Origin of the sequence: Hoylesella enoeca JCM 12259, from assembly GCF_000613405.1 — a bacterium.
Taxonomy (GTDB): domain Bacteria; phylum Bacteroidota; class Bacteroidia; order Bacteroidales; family Bacteroidaceae; genus Prevotella; species Prevotella enoeca.
The window spans coordinates 19,637-41,755 of record NZ_BAIX01000019.1; the positions used below are offsets into that span (position 1 = coordinate 19,637).

The following is a 22,119-nucleotide window of genomic DNA, read 5'->3' on the forward strand; positions in this document are numbered from 1 at the left end:
TATTGCAAGCATCTTTTTGAAGTATTGAAGCTTAAAAAATGATCAATCAATAGCATATTGCATCCTTTTCATTATCTTTGTAACCCAAAAATCAAAGCAGAAAAAAGATGGATAATAAGATGAAAAACTATCTGCCGAAAATGGAATCGGCTAAGATGGAAGCGCTTTACGAGATCGAAAACGCCTATAAAGCTGGTGACTTGTCGCTCGAAGAAGCCCGAAAACAGATCCGAGAACGCGTAGGTAAGGTGAGCGCTTACCATGTGGCGTATCTCGAACAGACAATGACCGAGGAGACAGAAGACGAATGTGTGCGCGAGGATATTCATGCACTGATCCACCTTTTGGATGGTTTCCTGGATCATTCCAGACCTGATCTGCCCGCCAATCATCCCATCACGCACTATCTGAAAGAGAATGACGAGATGCGAAAACTGCTCTTGGCTGTCGAAGATCTTGTGCAATATCCGATGATCAAGAATCAGTGGCTGCAACTCTATGAGCAAATCAGTCAATATCCGATTCATTACAAGCGCAAACAAAACCAACTTTATCCCGTCTTGGAACGGAAAGGGTTTTCGCGTCCGACGACCACGATGTGGACATTCGACGATATCGTGCGTGACGAAATACGCGAGTCGGCCCGACTCTTGGAGGCCGGAGACGAGGAAAAATTCATCTCGCTGCAATCAACTTTGATCGCTCACTGCCGCGATTTGATGGAAAAAGAAGAGGTGATTCTTTATCCCACATCGCTCGCATTGATTGATGATGCCGAGTTTGAAGAGATGAAATCGGGCGATCAAGAGATCGGCTTTGCTTTCTTCTCGGTGTCGGCCGAACCTAAAACAATGCCCGGACAATCCTCAGTAGCTACTGATGGTTTTGCCAAAGACTTGCAGGCATTGCTTACAAAATATGGTTATAGTGTGGGAGAAGGCGATCAACTCAACGTGACAACAGGGAAATTGACGCTCGAACAGATCAATCTCATCTATAAACATTTGCCGATCGACATATCATTCGTGGACGAAAACGAGCTTGTTTGTTTCTATTCTGACACCGATCACCGTATATTTCCGCGCAGCAAAAACGTGATCGGACGCGAAGTGATGAACTGTCATCCGCGGAAGAGTGCCCACATCGTGCGTGAAGTGATCGACAAATTGCGTAGCGGAGAGCAAAACAAAGCCGAATTCTGGATCAATAAGCCCGGAATGTTTATTTATATCGTCTATGTGGCGGTGCGAGATGCAGCGGGAAAGTTCCGCGGTGTGCTTGAAATGATGCAAGATTGCACCCACATTCGAGCTTTGGAAGGATCGCAAACATTGCTCACTTGGTCCGACGAAACATCTCAACAAAAGGCTCAAATGCTTGTTGAAGAAATAGACGAAAATACAAATGAAACAGCACCGATCACCGAAATAACGCCTGAAACACGATTGCATGATCTGTTGAAACAATATCCTGAAATCGGTAAACGCCTCCCGGAACTGGCTCCCGAATTTAAAATGCTCAACTCACCATTGGGTAAAATCCTCGCACGTAAGGCCAATGTGCGAATGATGAGTGAGCGTTCGGGCATACCGCTTGATCAACTTCTCACCGGGATTCGCAATTTGATACAATAAAGTTATTTGTTGATGAGTCGGCCGAGATGTCGTTTAAAGGCGATGTAATACAGCAGGCCAGCCACTGTCAGACCAAACGGAAAGGCCAGCCAGATGCCCACTAATCCCATATCTAATGTGATTCCGAAGAGATAACTCAATGGAAGCGACACGACGAAATAAGCAAAGAAGGCCACATACATCAGTGGTTTGACATCCGAAAGGCCACGCAGCGCATTGGAATAAATGCACTGCAATCCGTCACCAAACTGATAAATGATGAGCACAATGATGGTCATCGCTACGAGATGACACACGGCGGTGCTGTCAGAAAACAAATAGCCGATGCTATTTCGTGATAAACCGACTGGTAATGAAACGGCAAGGGCAATGAGCAAAACCAAATGAAAACCTGCGATGGCACTGTTTCGGGCAGCTGTGTAATCGCGTTGACCGTTGAAATAACTGATTCGCACGGCCACAGCTGCTCCCATTCCATAATACACTAAAAAGAAGAATTGTGAGATCGTCAGCATGATTTGATGGGCCGCTAATGCTGTCGCACCGATCCACCCCACCATAACGCTCGACAGACTGAACGCTGCCGACTCCATCCCCATTTGTAAGGCGAGCGGCCATCCGAGTTTATTCTGCTCGGTAAAGAAAGTTCGATTTACTCTTCCTTGCTTAAAACCGACGCGATAAATATGATAACGCTTACTCAGAAAAAACATGGCTGCGAAAACGATTGTCATGATCACGCGCGATAGCGTAGTTGAAATACCAGCACCGAGAAGGCCCAGTTCGGGCAGCCCTAACTTGCCATAGATGAGCAGATAATTGCCGATAATATTGAGAATGTTGCCTCCTAACAGGATCCACATCGGTGTACGGGTATCTGTGATACCGTCGGAAAACTGTTTGAATACGTTAAACCAGCACACGAAGGGCAATGATATGAACAGCACTAACAGATAAGGACGCATCAAAGGGAGCAATTCCGTGGGTTGACCGAGGTTTCCAATGTTCGCATAAAACACTCCAACGACGACGCCGAGCAGCAATGCCAATACTGTGTTTGCCGCTAAGGCATTCTTTACGGATGCTCCGATGAGAGTCGATTGATCACGACCGAAGAGATTGCCGACGATAGGTGTGAGGCCGTAAGAGAACCCGAGACCGAAGAGCAACACCAAATTGAACATGTTGTTGACGAATGCCGCAGCAGCCAATTCATTCGTACTGTGATGTCCGATCATCAATGTGTCGGCGCAGCTGAGCAGTATTGTGCCTGTCTGTCCGATGATAATGGGTAATCCGAGGGCAGTAAGCGATCGATAATGTGTGGTGTATTGACGAACCTGAAAACGTTTCATAAGGTGTGCAAAGTTACGAAATATTGCCTGTAATCTTTCTTCCTGTCAGGAAATAATACTAATTTTGCCCTCGTTACATAAACAAATCAAGAGTAGAGCGTATGAAGACGAAATGGATAATGATGTCGTTGCTGGTTGCAGTGACAGTCTCTTGTGGTACGATCTCCACGGTGCCTGTCACCGGGCGCAAGCATTCGTTGCTTGTAAGCGACGAACAAGTGTTGAGTTTGAGTAACCAAGAGTATAAGAAATATATGCAAAGTGCGAAGCGATCGACCGACGTTGCGCATACGGCGATGGTACAACGAGTGGGCCGCCGATTGGCAAACGCAGTGGAGACTTACCTCCGCAACAACGGGATGAGCACCGAAGTGCAGAATTTCAGTTGGGAATTTAATCTTGTACAAGACAAGGCTGTCAACGCGTTCTGTATGCCCGGCGGCAAGATCGTGGTGTATGAAGGGCTGCTTCCTGTCACACGCGATGAAGCCTCATTGGCCATCGTGCTCGGTCATGAGATCGCACACGCTGTAGCGAAACATTCTGCCGAACAGATGTCTAAGCGCATCCGACAAGCTTATGGCACGCAGATCGGCGGATCGGTGTTGACTGCGTTGGGAGTTGGATCGGATGTGTCATCGGTGGCACAGGCCGCAGCGGGACAATTCTTCTCGTTTAGGAACCTGAAATATTCTCGTGACAATGAGACCGAGGCCGACCGAATGGGATTGATCTTTGCAGCCATGGCGGGATATGATCCGCGTGTTGCCGTGGGCTTTTGGCAGCGGATGGCAGCCCAGAGTGGGAGTGGCAACTCGTCGGATGTGTTCAGCGATCACCCATCAGACGCCAAGCGTATTGCTGCCATACAACGTGAGATGCCCGAAGCTATGCGCTATTATCAAGGTGGTAATGCATTTTCCAACGGGCCGCATGGTACAAAGAAGAAACAGAAGACGGTGAAGCCGGGCGGTTCCGTGTCGGCATCCGACCTTTATAAATCGTCTTCCCGAAACCGATAAACATGACATGATGGAAATATGTATTGTAGCGGGGGCGCGTCCCAATTTTATCAAGGTGGCCCCCATTGTGAGAGCGATAGAAAAAGTGAAGTCAGAGGGACAGCATATAGATTTCACGCTGGTCTATGCCGGACGTGAAGATGATCCGTCTTTGGAGTCATCAATCTTCGAAGACTTGCAGATTGAGCACCCTACTGTATATCTGGGGGTGGACTGCGAGAACCTGAACGAGCTGACCGGGCAGGTGATGTCGGCTTTCGAACATTATTTGCAGACACACAAAACAGACGTGGTGCTGGTCGTGGATGATCTCGCTTCTACACTTGCTGCGGCCATCGTAACCAAGAAGCAGGGACTGACATTGGCACACCTTGTGCCGGCACGCGATCATTCAATATTCGGATGCCCAAGGAGATTAATAGGCTCGTCATCGACGGATTGAGCGATCTGCTCTTCACTGCAGGTTTGGGAAGCAGTAGCATTGCATCGCGCGAGGGAGCCGAACTATCTAAGATCTACATGGTGGGTAATATCCTGATGGACACTCTACGATTCAACCGCAATCGTTTGCGACGTCCGGCAGTGCTCGACCAGCTTGGGACAAACGATTATCTCGTATTCACCCTTAACCGCAAGGCGCTGATAGCCAACCGGGAAAATCTTCGGCGTATGCTTGCCGGTATAGTGATGGCTGCCGAAGGATTGCCTGTTATTGCCCCGTTGCGTGTGAAAGCTGCCCAAGCTGTGCGAGAGTGCTTGCCCGGCGATACCAACTCTTTCCACATCATCGATCCGTTGAGTTATTTGGAGTTTGGTTATCTCACCGCCCATGCGCACGGCATCATCACTGATTCGGGTAATGTGGCCGAAGAAGCGACATTCAATGGTGTGCCTTGTATCACGCTCAACAGTTATACCGAGCATATCGAGACGGTGAAAGTGGGATCTAACGTGCTGGTGGGCGAAGACCCTGCACTGCTCTTCGAAGTCATGACCGATATGGTGAAAGGACGGTGGAAGAAATGCAGCATCCCCGAACGGTGGGACGGAAGGAGTGCGGAACGAATTGTGCAAAGCCTGATCAGCATGGCTTCTTCAAAGGAAGAGAGCGGCCATTAGTTCTCTTCCCGTTTTCTTGAATGATGATTTAAACCACAACAGAGCTTCCTCTCTCATCTCGTCTGCTTTGGAAGAGGCGGGAGAGAAACTCTATTTCAAAACCTGTTTTCTATGAAAAAGATTGCTTTAATCACTGGTGCGACAAGCGGAATAGGTGAGGCTTGCGCCCGAAAGTTTGCCCAAGGAGATTATGATCTGATTGTGACGGGACGCAATCAACCCAAATTGGACGCCTTGAAAGCATCCTTATCTGAATGGGGCGCCGATGTGTTGCCCCTCGTATTCGACGTGCGCGACCGGCAGGCTGCCATCGAAGCCGTTGACGTCTTGCCCGATCGGTGGCGCGATGTGGATGTGCTCATCAACAATGCCGGCCTGGCTTTGGGCTTGGAAAAAGAATATGAGGGGCGCTTCGATGATTGGGAGACGATGATTGACACCAATATCAAAGGATTGCTCACAATGACTCGGCTTATTGTTCCGCACATGGTGGAGCGCAATCGAGGTCATATCATCAACATCGGCAGTGTTGCCGGCGATGCGGCTTATGCCGGTGGCAACGTTTATTGCGCCACGAAGGCGGCTGTGAAAGCCATTACCGACGGGCTACGGATCGATTTGGTGGACACGCGTATCAGGGTAACCAATCTGAAGCCCGGCCTTGTGGAGACCAATTTCAGTGTTACTCGCTTCCATGGCAACAAAGCGCAGGCCGACAATGTCTACCGCGGTATTCATCCGCTGACGGGCGCCGACATCGCCGACACGGCTTTCTTTGCAGCGAGTGCGCCCGAGCATGTGCAGATAGCCGAAGTCTTGATCCTCGCCACACACCAGGCCAATGGAACCGTTTGCAGCAAAGATCCCGACCGAGAGGAATCTCTCTCGTAGTCGACTGCGTGTTTGATATGTCGGGAAAAGAATCGGGGATGATCCGGGTATCGACACACTGACAAGACAATGAGACCTATGGGACTGCTGCCGCACAAGTCCCATAGGTCTCATTGTCTTGTATAAGGGTTCTTAATTGATAGTAAGAGCCATCTAAAACTCACAAATAGAGATCTTCTTGTCTCGAAATCAAACTTATCTGTTGCTTAATCGTCACTTTTTCTATTAAATTTGCAGCACCATTTGGTTCTTGGTAGCTGTGAGATTGGAGATCCCGGCATTGGTGTTCACTGACACTCTCAAGGTGCACTATTGCAAGGTTTTGAGAATCATCTCTTTCAGTTCGGGGTGTGTGGGAGCCGGTGCGGCGAAAGACACCATGCGCCCTTCTCGGTCGATGATCATAAAACGAGGAACGCCGGTGACATGGTAGTCGACAGCAAATCCCTTGGTCCAACTGTCTATAAAGATGAGATTACCGGAGAGCTGGTGCTCCTTGATGAGTTTTTCCCATCGCTCGTTTTCCACCCACACACCCACACAGACGCTAAGAAAGGTGAGATCGGGCGACTCCAGTTCTTTCTCCAATTTTTTGAAGTAGGGGATCATTCGGATGCAGGGTGCACACCAAGTTGCCCACACATCTACCACAACCACCTTTCCGCGCAGATCGCTTAGAGACAGCGTGGAACCATCGGGGCGAACTCCCTTGAAGTCGATAGCCGGTTGGCCGAGCTTCGACCATGCCAGTCGTGCTTCAATGGGTTTTAAGGCTTGTTGCAAACCGGCAGACAATGATACATTGCCCATGGCATGGCGCAAAGTCTCATATTTTTCGTAATAGGATAGCTCGCAGGCCACTTGATACAGATAGGCCTCACGCAATGGCTGTGTCGAGAGAAAAGCCATCCGCTTGGCATAATCTTCGCGGCGGATGCCTTGTTTTTCTGCCCGATAGTCTACATAGAGCACCAACATTTCAGACGCATGAGGCAGGCGCAACAGATCGGCATGGGCAAAGAGTTGTTCGTAGGTTTGCAGATCCGTGTCAGTGATAAAGTCTTCGGCTATGTCGGCTACGTGATTCTTCCAATAGGCTAACTTGAAGAATGCCTGGTCGGCATCGATTTTCAATCGCAGTAGTTCGGCAACAGCTCCCTTACCCACGAGTTGCCGTTTCAGAGCTGTGGCCGACTGTTTTAGAAGATTCATCTCCTGCGCGAACTGATAGGGCTTGACGCTCTTCCCACCGGGAATGAGGTTGTAAAGATAGGCGTGGAAAGCTGCTGTGGCACTCTTGGATGCCCACCATGCGAAATGTTTTTCGGCACCATCGACACCGGCTGTCAGATCCAATCGCTCGTTGCTGTATCGCACAGTGAGTTGTTGGCCATCTTTCAGATAAATACCGTGTTTCACGTTTCCGCCGGTAGAGAGCAGGTAATAACCGTTGTAGGGCAATCTCGCACGCAAGGTGAACTTTCCGCCGACAGAGGCTTGCACCGTGGTGTATAGGCTGTCGATTCCCTGATCAATGGTGTAAAGATGGATCTTATTGCCCGTTTCGGGCGCGATGACACCTCTGATCACCACCTCGGCAGATGCTGTCAGGCAGAGGAACAAGCTCATGATTACTGTTATCGTTTTTCTCATATAGTCTTTCGATTTTACGTGTGTCCTTTTATGATTTTCCTCCTCGTCTTTTAGAATAGTGTCGAGGTATAGATGCCGGTTTTGGTCTGGCTCATAAAGCAGGCACGTTTCACCCGTCCTTTTCCTTCCAGCACTTTAACGGCAGCCTGCACCTTGCCTGCATTCACAGGGTAAAGGTAGAGTTTATAGTTGCCGTTTGTGGTAGTCGCCACCGCGAGATAGTCAAACCATGTGCTGTCGAAGCCGTAGGGTGAGTATTTCAAGAATTCCATATAGGTGATAGTCTCGTTGGCCCCCCAACTGATATCCTGTGCAGTCTCAACCTTGTTGTCGAGATTGCAGGAATAGAGTTTATTGTCTTTTGCGAAGTAAATGATTCTGTTATTTTGGTTCAATGTCCGATAGTCGGCTTGTAACATGTTCAGTGAGCCATCCAGACTCTCAACAGTCTTAATGGGATTCAGGTCCATCGTGCTCGGTTGTCCGTTGAGTGTCAGTAGAGAATATTTACCTGTATCTTTCTGTTTCACGATGGCCATGGCCACATCCCCCTGGTTGTAAGCAGAGGTGGTGGATCCGCCCATAAAGAGCAGGTCTATATTCATGTTCTTAGGAGATAGGGGACCTGTTCCGTCAACGAAGTAATTAACGGAGGCCGAGGTGCGGCTGACGCTACAAAACGAGCTGTTCTTCTTGTTGAAAAGCAAGGGCAATGATCTGCCTGAATGACGAATCGGAGAGATGTCGTAGTCACCCAGTGTTTTGATGACAAACTGCTTGTAGACATCATAGCGTGAGTTGAACAGCGTATAGATGTTATCTCCCACGTAGACATGCACATCCGACGGACCGGCAAACATATCGCGTACTTCACGGCGCGAGGGTGCTTCAATGAAGAGATGATCGTAGTCTCGGATGATCTTACCGGTGAAATAGTCGAGTGCGGCCAAGTCTTTGCTGCTGGCCACAAACACGGCATTGACGCGTTTGTCACGCTGAGCAGATTCGTCGAAATCCCAATAGTTGAATGTGAAGTAGAGGTTTTGACCCGTTCCCTGCAAGTGATGCCCGTTGGCGGCTTGCACAATGTTCGGTTTGGTCTTCGTGTCTGAGAAGAAGTCGATATCCGCACTGTCGTTCTCGCTTTTCAGCACCCACCAGCCTATGCCCATGTCGGTGGTTACATACAGATCGTATTCCTCGTAGGCGAATACGCCTGTCGAACGGTCTGTGGCACAGAGTCGTAACTTGTAGTTGCCTACGCTCAGATTGACCTTGTAGTTCAAATCACGTTGATGCGAAATGGTGTCGACCTGCTCGTTCCACGATGCCGAAGAAGGTACCACGAGCCAAAAGAAGTCGTATTGCCGGTCTTCGGGATACACCTTTGGACTGATCTGCAATCTATCCCCCGTCGGGCTTACCGTATAGTTGGCTTGTACGCCTTCGATACGGATATTGATCGGATCCTTATAGTCATAGTTCCCTTTGTCAGAGAAACAACTGCTCAGCAAGAGAACCGCCATTAAGGCTGAAAATATATATAGTTTTCTCATCTGTTTCTGTGTTTGTTAATATAAGCCGGTTATACATTCGAGGGGAATGTTACTAATGCACTGTTGGGATCGGAAGGATCTTCGCGCATCGGCGCTAATCCCGAAGCAATGTTGGCAGGATCGCTATTGAACGCATCCAAAGCCTCGATGAACTTGCTACGCCAGTAAACGGCAAACGATTTGCTTTTGTTTGCCTCTTCAATCCATGCGTTGTCCACTTTATTACCCACAACCTGTAACATCAGTTGGTGTTTAGGTTTGCTGTATTTACCGAGATAGGCCTTTGTGGTGTAGTTCCAGTTGGATGGCATTTCTAATTTGTCAGAAATGATAATCGTCTGTCCCAGCAGGCGTCTTTCGCCGAGGCCGAAGTCTCCATTGGCTTTCAGACGCAAGCGCAGCCTGACACTTCCGGTCTTTAAGGATGCGTCGCGTAATACCACGATACCGACGTTATCGCTGATGCGTCCTGCCCGGATCGTAAACAGAGGCTGTATCGCTTCATCCGAGAGCGCCACATAATGCTTACCGGCTATGGCCTTGTCGGTGCGTTCTGTCACGGTAGAATCTTTTACCCTGCCGGTATTGTCGTAAGTATAGGTGATGTTGTATTCGCTCACTTGCTCGAATGTCACATGACGATCGACATTTGATGAGCCGCCGATGACACGGACGGGTATATACACGGTGTCGCGATCTCTCGATGCGCTGCCCCAGACAAAAGAATAGGAATAGTCGGCAGGCGGATTTTTATCGCGACTGACCAACTCTGCTCGTGCTTTGTCGTTATAAAGTAGTTTCTCATCTTCCTTACAGCCCTGTATGAGCAGGATGAACAGTAAGGCTGTATATAATATTTTCTTCATAGTTTTGTTTCTATTAGTTTGCTTAGTTCACATACGCAGCTTCGTTTTTCGGCAACGGAATGACATACGTCTCCACCGAACCGGGAACGCTAGCCCAATAAATGTCGTTTACAGCCAATCGCTTATAGGCATAGAACGCCTGTCCTTCTCCATAAAATTCTTTATTATACTCCTGCACGAGTATCTTGGTGCGCTGTGCTTCGTCGGTCATGGTGCAGGCGTGATGTCGCGGGCCGTACAGAAAGTGGTATAATATGAATTGGCGTCTGTCAGCGAACTGCATTCGATGGCGATCAAATACATTTCGGAAAGCCTTATCAGCGGGATGACATTCTTAGCGAGAGTAGGCATCTTGTCGCTCTGAACGTATTTCTGGAAATAAAACGGCTTGTTGTAGTAACTGATATTGACTTCTTCCCACATGTTTACGAAGCGAATGTCAGACGTACCGGCATCGTAAAGACGTGCTGTGAGTTCGGTCTTCGGTTTCTGATAACTTCTTCCCGAACCGATGGTAGCAGTCAGGTTGTTGACTTTCAAATCCATAATATGCTCTGCTGATAGGGTCTTGTCACCTCGGGCACAGTCGTTCCTGGTACCCAAGCGGAAAGTCTTGCTCCCCTCCGGGGTGGCTGCGTCTATCACCAGTTTGGCATATTCCAGTGCTTTCGCTTTGTTGCCTATCCACAGATAAACACGTGCCTTCAAAGCACACACCGCGTAATAGTTCATACGTATTTGTCGGAAACCGAAGAAGTTATCTTCTGAGGCTAATGTCTTATTGAGGGCTTCGATAGACTTCGTCCGGATGGGGTCTGTTTTCAGAAGAGATTCCGCTTCATCCAGATCTTTCAGCAGTTGTGTCGTATATTCAGAGTAGGTGACGAATGCGTTGGGCCGGTTAGCCACCACAGTGACATAAGGAAGAACCTTAGAGGCAGGCACGTTGCCGGGCATAGGACCAAAGAGACGTAGCACATCGAAATGGCAGAATGCACGTAAGCCCAATGCTTCTCCTCTTATCAGATTATAGTTGGTATCATCGAGCACGTTTCTATGGCTTTCTATACCGCTCAACAAGCCGTTTACATCAGCCACCGTTTTATAAAGATTGTTGTAGATCTGCTCCATGGCATTTTCCACGACACTGGCCTTATAGTCGTATTTTTTTAAGTACTCGCCGATGCTGCCCGACGTATAGGTCCAATGTTGTGCCAGATGCTCCACCGTGCCGCACACCATCTCTTGGCCATACAAGTTGGTTTGTTTCATTCGGATATAACTTCCGATCAGCACACTCCGACAACCGTCTACGGTAGAGAACATCTTATCTTTTTCCTGCTCAGTAGAAGGAAGCACATCAAGGTAGTCATTGCAGGCCGTTGTCACATGCAATATGAGTAGCGCTGCGATTATATGTTTGCAGTATTTCATTGCTTTGGGATTTATGTTTTAGAAACTAAGGGATAGCGTAAACGAGAAACGACGGGAGTAAGGATAAGAAAGGCCACGCTCCTGTTTCACGCTCGATAGATAGAACAGATCGCTCAGGTCTCCGCTCAATGTCAGAATCTGTACACCCAGGTTGTGCTTCAACCAAGGATTGTTGCTAAACATATAGCTCAAATGGATATTCTGGCAGGTGAGTGTCCGCTCATCCTGTACGAATCTTGTTGTTGCATAGGTTTTGGTCTCGTTATTCAAGCCTTTAAAGAAGGTGTGGTCGTCTTTCTTTTGCCAACGATCATAAAACACTCTTCTGTCCACATTATAGTGTTTGTCGGCATTCTCTATGCGGTTAGCCAAGGTCGAATTATAGATTTGACCACCGAAGCGATAGCCGAAGGCAATGTTGGCCGTGAAGTCTTTCCAACGAATCATGGTGCTCAGCGTGCTCGGTACTTCGGTTGGCTGATGCCGCAAGCCACTCGATCTGCAGCACTCCAATTGTGAGTCACTTCTCCATTCTTTTTCAAGAAAAGCTCGTTACCGGTGCTGGGATCGATGCCTAATGAACGAACGGCATAGATCGTATATTGCGACTCGCCTTCGCGGATCACCTTATTGGGCGTCGTCCCACCAGTGAGGAGTCGTTTGGCATATTCGTCTTTCAATGCCTGCGACAGCTTCACCACCTTGTCTTTATTGTGTGCGATAGAACCCGTCATCGACCATGCTAACCTTTTGCTCGTGTTTCGCAACAAGAAAGCGGTGGCCTTCACTTCGAAACCACGATTCTCCACCTTTCCTATATTCTCAATAAATGATGTGAAGCCATTGGAAAGCGGAAGATTCAGGGAGGAGAGCAGATTAGAGGTCTTGTCGAGATAAATGTCGGCTACGACATTCAGTCGATTATCAAACATGTTGAGCTCCACTCCGGCATTCCATTTATCCGTCTTCTGCCATTCGAGATTAGGATTTTCCAGTGCTTTCTGATAAGCTCCCGTCCATTGGTTGTAACGGTCGTCCAGATAGTAAGAATAGGTGGCAATGGCTTGGTAAGCACTGAATTTCTGTGAGCCGGTCTGTCCGAAAGAGGCTCTTAGCTTGAGCCGATCAATGAAGCGCACGTCTTTCATGAACGTCTCATTGTGCACGTTCCATCCGAGACCCATAGAATAGAATGGGGCGAACCTGCGATTCTTACCGAATTGTGAAGAGCCGTCGATACGGTATGCCAAATCGGTATAATAGCGGTTGTCATACGAGTAGTTAGCGTTCATCACCAACCCTACAGCCCTTGTGCGTGATTCTCCGCCAGAAGGCTTGCCGCCCTTTTGATATTGCAGGGCATTGGAAGGGAAGTCGAGTTTTTCATCGGTAAACCCTTCAAACACGAAGTTGTAATTGCGTGCGAAATTAGACGTAACATTCCAGTTAGCTGCTGCATATAGCAAGTGTTTCTCGGCAAAGAGTTTTGAATAACTCGCTGTGAGGGCCACCTCATAATTCGTCAGTTTACCCGTCCCGTAGTCATAACGTCCTTTGCGCAGACTTCCTTCGTCGGTCTGATACTCGTCTGCCTCGAACATCGTGTGCTTAGCAGGTTTATATAGGTCGCTCTCGTTGGTGCGCCAGGTAAACCCGACACGACCTCGGGTGATAAACCCTTCGAACGGGCGCCATTCAATAGAGAAATTATCGGTAATATCGGTATATTGTTGGCTGTTTTTCTGGTTGAGCATGGCATTATACAGCGGGTTGGAGGGCAGATTGCTGAAACCTCCGTAGAAGTTCACGTCGTCGTCAAACATTTTGTTCAGTTTGCCGTTGTCGTCATAAGGGCGCCAATAAGGGTTCAACTTCGTATAGTCTGAGAAAGAACCATAAGGCGACTCATCAGACATGGTGTGCCCGATATTGAGGTCGTTGGTGAAGATCAGACCGCGATGCCGGTAAGACAACGTGATGCCGCCGTTGAAGCTTTCGCGATCAGAACCTTTCATCACACCGGCAATACGGTTGTATTGCAACGAAGCCGAGTAACGGAAACTCTCATCGCCACCTTCCAAACGGATGTTGTGCCGCTGACCGACACCTGTTCGCAATGGTTTGGCCATCCAGTCGGTATCGACACCGCGAGCCACGTCTTGCAGTATCTGCGAATACTTCTTCTTTAATTTGAAGTCACGCATCGGATCGGTGCTGCTATAATATCCCGAACGTTTTTCCAACTCCAATTTTTCGGCTGCATTCAGCAGATCATAGTCAGACAAGTCGGGGGCCTCGATGTTTAGGCTTCCCGTATAAGAAAAACGCAATCTTCCCGATTGGGGCGTCTTCCGCTTGATGACAATCACACCGTTGGCGCCACGTGAACCGTAGATGGCTGTGGCAGAACCGTCTTTCAGCAGCGTGATCGACTCCACTTCGTCTTCGTTGAGATCCATCATGCGAGATAGACTGATCTCGAATCCGTCCATAATGATCAACGGCGTATTCAAGTCGGTGCGTGTGTTGTCTTGCAGATTGGTGATGGTTGGCAGATTGGCACTTCCGCGGATCTGGATATCGGGCAGATGGTTAGGGTCTGAACCGTACTGGTTGTTGACCAGCATATTGAACGAAGGGTCGATATTGGCAATAGAGGTGAGCAGATTCTTGTTACCGAACTCTTTCAGCTCTTTGTTGGTGATCGTGGCTACCGATCCTGTGAAAGCATCTTTATTCTTTTGGAAAATACCTGTCACCACGACATCCTTCAGCGTGTTGTTGGATTGCATGGTGAGATCATGCACCACATCATCCGTACCCGGCTCGATTGTGATGCTGGTTGGTTTCATACCTACATAAGTAAAGCGGATTGTTGTTCGCTTTGTCGGTATCTTGATTTGATACATACCGTCCGTATTCGTTACGCCACTGATTTTGCCATCGGCGCCATACACGGTGACACCGATCAAGATTTCGCCATAGTCGTCTTTCACTTGGCCTTTGACCGTTCGCGTGTCTCTGGCCGGTTGTTGTTGCGAACTAAGCGGGGTTCCGGCATTTTGTGCATACGTTGCAGACTGTGGCGATCCGCTCCACCAGGCAAATGCCAGGAGCATCATGACTCGCCAAAAATGTTTGCGTCTTCTCATAAAAGATCCTTAATTATATTATTGACTTCAAAGGTTATCGTTCTTAGAAATAGATCTCGTTTTTTCATAAACGACATGGGTTATCTTATTTAGGAGGCAAAGATAATAAAAGATTTATATAAACGAAGAAGATTGTGGAAAAACGTATATAAAATAAAGTTAGAAAATGATAGAAAATATAAATTTACAACTGTCTCATCGACCGAAGATTATGGGACGATATTTGTGCCAAACGAGAAGTATGGGAGTAGTCAAGGAGAAGTCCCATAGGTGTGGGGCAGACCTATGGGACTTCTCATCATCCGCAATGGGAGATGTTCATGAGTGGTGAGTGAGTTATTCTTTTTTCCTCGGTTTGCGGTGTTGCTTTTTCTTCGGAGGATGTTGTTTGCCGCGCATGGGTTTTCGGCCTCTCTTGGCGGCAGGTTTCGGTGCGGCGTTATAGTCAGGACCAGAGCCGAGCCGGGAGGGGAGTGGCAGTTTGTCAATGGTTTTGCCCAAGAACTTTTCGATCTGTCGGAAATAGATAAAGTCGGCCTCGCAAATCAGCGTGATGGCTTGACCGTCGCGATCGGCACGGGCAGTGCGACCGATGCGATGCACGTAATCCTCCACATCATGTGGAACATCATAGTTGACTACCATCGAAATGTCATCGATATCAATGCCACGGGAGAGAATGTCGGTGGCGACGAGCACGTCGATCTGTCCGCTCTTGAAGCGGAACATCATCTCATCACGCTCGGCTTGGGTGAGGTCGGAGTGCATCTCGCCACTATTGATTTTCAGGCGTAGGAGTGCACGATTGATCTCTTTTACTCGCTGCTTTTTCCCGCAGAAGATGATGACACGCTTGATGTCTCTGTCTTGGAAGATGGTCTCGATGAGGCCAAGCTTCTGTGCGTCGTGACACACGTAGGCGCTTTGTTTGATCTTCTCGGCAGGACGACTCACGGCGAGTTTCACCTCGACAGGGCGTTTGAGGAGTGTCTTGGCCAGTTGCTCGATTCTTACGGGCATTGTGGCCGAGAACATGATGGTCTGGCAGGTCTTGGGCAATTGTTTTGCAATGGTGAGAATATCTTCCGAGAAGCCCATGTCAAGCATTCTGTCGGCCTCGTCTAAGACAAAAAAGGAAACTCTACTCATGTCCACATTGCCTAAGCTGAGATGGGAGATGAGGCGGCCGGGCGTGGCAATCACCACGTCTGCACCTAACCTGAGTGACCGGATCTCTTGATCGTAACGGTTGCCGTCGTTGCCTCCGTAAACGGCCACGCTGCTCACATTGTCGAGGTAGTAGCCGAAGCCTTGCATGGCCTGGTCGATCTGCTGTGCCAGTTCACGTGTGGGCGACATGATGATGCAGTTGATGGCATCCTTGGGGTAACCTCCATCGTCGAGCATCGATAAGATGGGGAGCAGATAAGCGGCAGTTTTTCCCGTGCCAGTCTGTGCAACACCCATCACGTCATGCCCGTTGAGGATTTCGGGAATGCACTTTTCCTGTACGGGCGTACATACGTCGAAGTGCATGTCATAGAGGGCGTCTAATACGTTATCGTTTAAATCTAATTGGTCGAAATACATGTCTTGTTAATTGGGTGCATTGCGATAGCAGAAGTAGGCCACCACGGCGAAGATGAAGTTAGGAATCCATGCTGCCAGTATCGGCGGCAGGTTGGCGTTGATGGCGAAAGTGGAAGAGACCGTCTGTAACATGATATAACCGAAACTCAGGGCAAGTCCGATACCGAGGTATAGACCCATTCCCCCTTTGCGTTTACGCGACGATAGAGAAAAACCTATGGTTGTGAGGATGAATGATGCAAAGGATGCGGCAATGCGTTTGTGGTACTCCACTTGATATTGCACGACGTTGCCGCTGCCTCGGTCTATCTGTTTGGAGATATAAGCACGAAGTTCGGGGCTGGTAAAGGTTTCTTGCTGTCCTTTGGAGTAGACAAGATCGGTAGGCTCCATCTGAATCAGGGTGTCTTTCTGCATGCCGCTGGTGATGACCTCGCGCAATCCTTTGAGCCGTCTCAGTTTCCAGTTGGTCATCTTCCAGTGATTTTTGGAGTCGGAGATCGTGTCGTATTGCACTTCCATCGCTGTGAGGTGACTCACAAGTTTCTTGTTTTCAAACTTGTCGAGGCAGAATCCATAGCCTTTTTTCAGGTTGTTGTCATAGTGCTGAATATAAGCGATGACGCCAGCTCCCACTTGCAGTTGTACATTATCGGCAGAGGTGTTCTTGGTCTTGTTCTTATAGATGGCCTCAAAGTTCTGTCGGATAACGGTGCCGTGCGGGATGACATATGCGCTTAGGAAGAAAGACATGAGCGAGATAACTATGCACGAAATCATATAGGGCCGCATCAGACGTTTGAATGAAACGCCAGCTGCCAGCATCGAGATTATTTCCGAATTGCCTGCCAATTTGGAGGTGAAGAAGATCACAGCGATGAAAACAAAGAGGGGGCTAAAGAGATTGGCGAAGTAAGGTACGAAGTTGAGGTAATAATCGAAGACTATAGCCTGCAACGGCGCATGAGACTCGGTGAATTTAGCTAAGTTCTCGTTGATGTCGAACACGATGCTGATGGATATGATCAGCATGATGGAATAAATGTAAGTACCGATAAACTTCTTGATGATATACCAGTCGAGTATCTTGATGTATCTCAACGGATTCAGAACACGCATCCATTGCATCCGTTGTCTCATCCATCCGAAAGCCCGTCTGAATCCACTCGTGTGACGATATACCCAATTCAGAAATCGGTGTAGCCATATTGGATGTCGGCTCAGCCATCTGGCTATCTTGTAACGGCGACGATGCCGCTTGATCTGTCGATAGGATTTGTTCATCTTTCTGCTTGCTTACACATTATTATATATGCCATCCTGATTGTTGGGTCGGCAGGTCTCATATACGCCGCCCAAGTAGGTCGATGACCGAGCGTTTCCAAGCCACGAAGTCTCCCTGTTCTATGTGCTGCCGGGCATCTGTCACTAAACGTAGGTAGAAAGCTAAGTTGTGGATGCTGGCAATCTGCATCGCCAAGAGCTCTTGCGCCTTGAAAAGATGGTGGAGATAGGCTTTCGTGTAGAGGCGGTCGGTCTCGCAGCCATCGGGATCAATCGGGGTGAAGTCGGTCTCCCATTTCTTGTTACGCATATTCATCGTACCGTCGTAAGTGAAAAGCATCGCATTGCGCCCGTTGCGTGTAGGCATCACACAGTCGAACATATCTACGCCGCGCTCGATGGCCTCGAGAATGTTTTGCGGCGTACCTACACCCATCAAATAACGGGGTTTGTCTTTGGGCAGAATTTCATTGACAACTTCAATCATCTCATACATCACCTCGGTGGGTTCGCCCACTGCCAGTCCGCCGATCGCATTGCCTTCGGCTCCTTTGTCGGCTACGAATTTAGCGGCTTCTTGCCTTAAATCCTTGAACGTACATCCCTGAACGATGGGGAAGAGTGCTTGTTTGTAACCGTAAAGTGGTTCTGTTTCATTGAAACGTCGGATGCACCTGTCCAGCCAGCGCTGTGTGAGTCCGAGGCTTTTCTTAGCATACTGGTAATCGCTTTGTCCCGGCGGACATTCGTCGAGAGCATGATGATATCGGCTCCGATCACTCGCTCGGTGTCTATCACATTCTCCGGGGTGAAGATATGCTTCGAACCGTCTATGTGTGAACGAAATTCGCAGCCCTCTTCACGCAGCTTTCGGATGCCGGTCAGCGAGAATACCTGATATCCTCCGGAGTCGGTCAGAATGGGATGCGACCAGCCGTTGAACTTGTGTAGACCTCCGGCGGCACGCAAAACATCAAGACCCGGCCTGAGATAGAGGTGATAAGTATTGCCAAGAATAATCTGTGCCTTGACTTGTTCTTCCAATTCGCGGAAGTGAACGGCTTTAACGCTTCCGCAGGTGCCCACCGGCATGAAAATCGGAGTCTTGATAACGCCGTGGTCGGTTGTGATGAGTCCCGTCCTTGCTTCGGATGCGTTGTCCGTGTGTTGTAATTCAAATGTCATTTATTCGGCTCTCTTTGATTGATCCTTTTCCTCTTCGATGGCAAACGTTACGGGATGCTCCACCAATTCATCTGTCAAGGCAAAGTCCCATACTTCCTGTACGTTCTCTACGAAATGGAAATTAACGTCTTTGAGATAGATCATCGGGATCTCGTCGATATCTTTCTTGTTGTCCTTGCACATCACGATATCTGTGATGCCGGCTCGCTTGGCTGCGAGGATCTTCTCTTTTATTCCGCCTACGGGAAGCACTTTACCGCGAAGCGTTATCTCGCCGGTCATTGCCGTGTTCTTGCGTACTTTGCGTTGCGTAAGGGCCGAAGCAATAGATGTTGCGATAGTAATGCCCGCCGAAGGACCGTCTTTCGGCGTAGCGCCTTCGGGCACGTGGATGTGTATATGCCATTGTTCAAAGATGCGATAATCGACATCCAATTTGTCGATATGAGCCTTGACATACTCCAAAGCGATGATAGCACTCTCTTTCATCACGTCGCCCAAGTTACCCGTCAGCGTCAGTTTGCCGGCTCGTCCTTTGCTCAACGACGTCTCAATGAATAGTATTTCGCCGCCGACACTGGTCCACGCCAGTCCCGTAACAACTCCGGCATAAGCATTTCCTTGGTAAATGTCGCGATAGAAAGGCGGCTTACCTAAGAGGTCTTCAAGTTCACGCGGTGTTATTTTATAGTTTTCGAGCACACCGTCACGGGCTTTTATAAATGCCAACTTGCGCAAAGCCTTGTTGATTTGTTTCTCTAACTGTCGCACACCACTTTCTCTGGTGTATTGTTCGATTATCTTTTCTAATGCGGCTTTGTTGAGTGTGGGCTGCAACTTCTCCTTATCGAATCCCGTGTTGGCAAGTTCTCGTGGAACAAGATGACGTTTAGCGATCTCCGTTTTCTCTTCTGTGATATATCCGCTCACTTCAATCACCTCCATTCTGTCGAGCAATGGACGCGGAATCGTGTTGAGATCGTTGGCAGTGGCAATGAACATAACCTTTGAAAGATCGTAATCTACATCCAAATAATTATCGTGAAATGCGTTGTTTTGTTCCGGATCGAGTACTTCCAAGAGTGCGGATGAAGGATCGCCGTTGATGGTTTGCTGCGTCACTTTGTCTATTTCGTCGAGGATAAAGACTGGATTCGACGAACCGGCTTTCTGTATACTCTTGATGATTCGTCCCGGCATCGCGCCTATATAGGTGCGTCTGTGTCCGCGAATTTCTGATTCATCGTGCAAGCCTCCAAGTGAAACGCGCACATATTTACGCTTCATCGCGGCCGCAATACTTTTACCCAGACTGGTCTTTCCTACTCCCGGGGGACCGTACAGACAGAGAATGGGCGATTTGAGATTGCCTCTGAGTTGCAGAACGGCCATATATTCGAGGATACGTTCTTTTACTTTCTCCATTCCGTAATGGTCTCTGTCGAGTATTTTCTGTGCTCTTTTGATGTTGAGGTCATCCTTGGTGTATTCGTTCCAAGGCAGATTGACCATCGTTTGCAGGTAAGTCAGTTGCACACTGTATTCTGGACTCTGCTGGTTCATCAGTTCCAATTTGTCTAATTCCTTAGCAAACACTTTCTTCACATCATCCGACCAGTGTTTCTTTGCGGCTTGTTTTTCTAATTCCTGACGCTCGATAGATCCCTCGCCATTACCTAATTCTTCCTTGATATTTCTGATTTGCTGTTGCAGGAAGTACTCGCGCTGTTGCTCATCAATATCTTCACGAGTTTTAGAACGTATGTTCATCTTCAACTGAAGCAATTGAATCTCCTTGTTGAGCGTTTTCAATGCCTCAAAAGCGCGTGCTGTCATCGTGTCGGCTTTCAGCATATTGATCTTGTCGGCCGTATTGAAAGGCAAGTTAGAACAGATGAAATCCACAACGATCACATTATTTTTGATATTGCCGAGAGCAAATTGCGATTCGTCGGGAATCTCATCATTCTGCCTGATATATTCTGTTGTGGCCTGCCGAAGATCATCGACAGCCGTGTGAAACTCTTTGTCTTTGGCGTCGGGAATCACTTCATGGACCGGCGTTGTCGTACCGATGAGGTAGGGAGTATGTTGTTTGAGACTATCCAAACGACATCGCCCCAATCCTTGAACGATGGCCGTGAGATTATGACCAGGCCCCGGCAATTCAAGTACTCGAATCAGTTTGGCATATACGCCGATGTTATATAAATCTCGTTTTGTAGGCTCTTCGACGTCAGGATTCTTCTGACAGAACACCGCAAAAGGCATATCCGGATCCTTGGTCAGCTGATTGATCAGGCTCAGACTTGATTGCCGACCAACCATAATGGGCAGTATTACCCCCGGAAACAATACAAGATTGCGCGTAGCCAAGATTGGAATACCGCCGTTCACTTCTGTTTCGAAAAGGGTTTTGATGTCGCCTTCATAATCGGCAATCATCTGAATGGATGTATTGGGTTTGTTACTCATTTGTTTTCTGACAAAACTTTTGAAGTGCAAAGTTACGGTTTTAAATCGAAAACGATCCCTCCCTCACCAATATTTTTCCCCAGACCGTCCTCCCCCCATACAATACACAACCACCATGCCTACAAAACCTACCGCATCTACCAAACCTACTCACACAGCAAAAGGGCGAAAAGACGCGCCAGCCATCTTTTCACCCTTTCACTTTTTCACCTTTTCACCTTTAATTCACTCTTTCCGCCTAATTCCCCCACCTACCGCACCTACTAAACCTACTCACACAGTAAAAGGGTGAAAAGAAGCTTGCCAGCCACCTTTTCACCCTTTCACCTTTTCACTTTTTCACCTTTTCACTTTTTCACCTTTTCACGCTGTTCCGCCTCCTTCTTTCTTTTTCTTCTCCTTTTCTTTTTCTTCTTCCTCCTTGTCTTTCATTGTCTCATAGGAATTGTCGCGCAGGGCTGCCTTCAACTCCACGCCCGGCGTGAACGTCACACGCGGCTTGATGGTATCGGTATTAAACGCTTTGGCCGTCTCTGCGCCTTTGCTCGACAACGTCAGGCGAACCGTGCCGAACTCGCCCAACTGCACACTGAAACCGTCGCGCAGGTAAGATGGAAGGCAATCGATGAAGTTCGACAACACGTTTTCGATGTCACCCCTCGTGAGCGAAGAGCGCCCCGCAATGTCACGTGCAATATCGTGGAGCGTCTTCTTGCCAAGGTTAACAGCGTTGGCATACAATTTCACTTCGGTCTTGTTCTGCGGATTCTTCCGCGCCACTAATCTGATTCTCATACTATTACATGTTTATTTTAAGTGAATAATTTATTACATAAAGAGGTTCCCCTCATCTTTATATCCGATATAATTTTGCGGCTTCCTCATCTTTTAAAATTTATATAC

15 protein-coding genes and 2 pseudogenes are annotated in these 22,119 nt (G+C 48.3%); 4 read left to right on the forward strand and 13 right to left on the reverse strand.

What is annotated here, in order from left to right:
• Positions 1-107 precede the first annotated feature (107 nt).
• Positions 108-1,634 carry a PAS domain-containing protein gene (locus JCM12259_RS07225; protein ID WP_025065950.1) on the forward strand — a complete coding sequence of 509 codons (1,527 nt, stop codon included), beginning with the start codon at positions 108-110 and terminating at the stop codon, positions 1,632-1,634.
• Between the two features lie 2 nt (positions 1,635-1,636).
• Here JCM12259_RS07225 and JCM12259_RS07230 read toward each other — a convergent pair whose 3' ends face one another.
• Positions 1,637-2,989 carry an MATE family efflux transporter gene (locus JCM12259_RS07230; RefSeq protein WP_025065951.1) on the reverse strand — a complete coding sequence of 451 codons (1,353 nt, stop codon included), beginning with the start codon at positions 2,987-2,989 and terminating at the stop codon, positions 1,637-1,639.
• 101 nt (positions 2,990-3,090) lie between these two features.
• Between JCM12259_RS07230 and JCM12259_RS07235 the strand changes: the two genes are divergently transcribed.
• From JCM12259_RS07235 to JCM12259_RS07245, 3 genes and pseudogenes are all read left to right on the forward strand, one after another.
• Positions 3,091-4,011: a M48 family metallopeptidase gene (locus JCM12259_RS07235; protein ID WP_025065952.1), complete on the forward strand. Its 921-nt coding sequence runs from the start codon at positions 3,091-3,093 to the stop codon at positions 4,009-4,011.
• Between the two features lie 10 nt (positions 4,012-4,021).
• A pseudogene (locus tag JCM12259_RS14400) lies at positions 4,022-5,130 on the forward strand (UDP-N-acetyl glucosamine 2-epimerase).
• A 111-nt stretch (positions 5,131-5,241) separates the two neighbouring features.
• The gene (locus JCM12259_RS07245; RefSeq protein ID WP_025065953.1) at positions 5,242-6,021 is read left to right on the forward strand and encodes an SDR family NAD(P)-dependent oxidoreductase; all 780 of its coding nucleotides are present in this window, start codon (positions 5,242-5,244) and stop codon (positions 6,019-6,021) included.
• Positions 6,022-6,330: 309 nt separating this feature from the next.
• Here JCM12259_RS07245 and JCM12259_RS15830 read toward each other — a convergent pair whose 3' ends face one another.
• From JCM12259_RS15830 to JCM12259_RS14425, 12 genes and pseudogenes are all read right to left on the reverse strand, one after another.
• A complete protein-coding gene (locus JCM12259_RS15830) occupies positions 6,331-7,674 on the reverse strand; it encodes a TlpA family protein disulfide reductase (RefSeq protein WP_081784170.1) in 1,344 nt (447 codons plus the stop codon).
• Positions 7,675-7,724: 50 nt separating this feature from the next.
• Positions 7,725-9,230 carry a PKD-like family lipoprotein gene (locus JCM12259_RS07255; RefSeq protein WP_081784171.1) on the reverse strand — a complete coding sequence of 502 codons (1,506 nt, stop codon included), beginning with the start codon at positions 9,228-9,230 and terminating at the stop codon, positions 7,725-7,727.
• Positions 9,231-9,259: 29 nt separating this feature from the next.
• Positions 9,260-10,096 (reverse strand): DUF4843 domain-containing protein, encoded by an 837-nt coding sequence (locus tag JCM12259_RS07260; RefSeq protein ID WP_025065956.1) that lies wholly within the window; start codon positions 10,094-10,096, stop codon positions 9,260-9,262.
• Positions 10,097-10,118: 22 nt separating this feature from the next.
• Positions 10,119-10,307 (reverse strand): hypothetical protein, encoded by a 189-nt coding sequence (locus JCM12259_RS17290; protein WP_234396576.1) that lies wholly within the window; start codon positions 10,305-10,307, stop codon positions 10,119-10,121.
• On the reverse strand, positions 10,304-11,530 hold the full coding sequence (locus tag JCM12259_RS14410; RefSeq protein ID WP_234396577.1) for a RagB/SusD family nutrient uptake outer membrane protein: 1,227 nt from the start codon (positions 11,528-11,530) through the stop codon (positions 10,304-10,306). Before JCM12259_RS14410 ends, JCM12259_RS17290 begins: the two co-directional genes overlap by 4 nt.
• An 18-nt stretch (positions 11,531-11,548) precedes the next feature.
• The gene (locus tag JCM12259_RS17295) at positions 11,549-11,977 is read right to left on the reverse strand and encodes a hypothetical protein (protein WP_051559237.1); all 429 of its coding nucleotides are present in this window, start codon (positions 11,975-11,977) and stop codon (positions 11,549-11,551) included.
• 5 nt (positions 11,978-11,982) lie between these two features.
• A complete protein-coding gene (locus JCM12259_RS14415) occupies positions 11,983-14,682 on the reverse strand; it encodes a SusC/RagA family TonB-linked outer membrane protein (RefSeq protein WP_051559240.1) in 2,700 nt (899 codons plus the stop codon).
• Between the two features lie 336 nt (positions 14,683-15,018).
• Positions 15,019-16,272: a DEAD/DEAH box helicase gene (locus JCM12259_RS07275; RefSeq protein WP_025065957.1), complete on the reverse strand. Its 1,254-nt coding sequence runs from the start codon at positions 16,270-16,272 to the stop codon at positions 15,019-15,021.
• A gap of 6 nt (positions 16,273-16,278) precedes the next feature.
• Entirely contained in the window at positions 16,279-17,556 is a 1,278-nt protein-coding gene (locus JCM12259_RS07280; protein WP_025065958.1) for an LptF/LptG family permease, read from the reverse strand.
• A gap of 58 nt (positions 17,557-17,614) precedes the next feature.
• Positions 17,615-18,741: pseudogene (tgt, locus tag JCM12259_RS14420) on the reverse strand (tRNA guanosine(34) transglycosylase Tgt).
• A complete protein-coding gene (gene lon / locus JCM12259_RS07290; protein WP_025065959.1) occupies positions 18,742-21,216 on the reverse strand; it encodes an endopeptidase La in 2,475 nt (824 codons plus the stop codon).
• Between the two features lie 363 nt (positions 21,217-21,579).
• Positions 21,580-22,011 carry an HU family DNA-binding protein gene (locus JCM12259_RS14425; protein ID WP_036888716.1) on the reverse strand — a complete coding sequence of 144 codons (432 nt, stop codon included), beginning with the start codon at positions 22,009-22,011 and terminating at the stop codon, positions 21,580-21,582.
• Positions 22,012-22,119 lie beyond the last annotated feature (108 nt).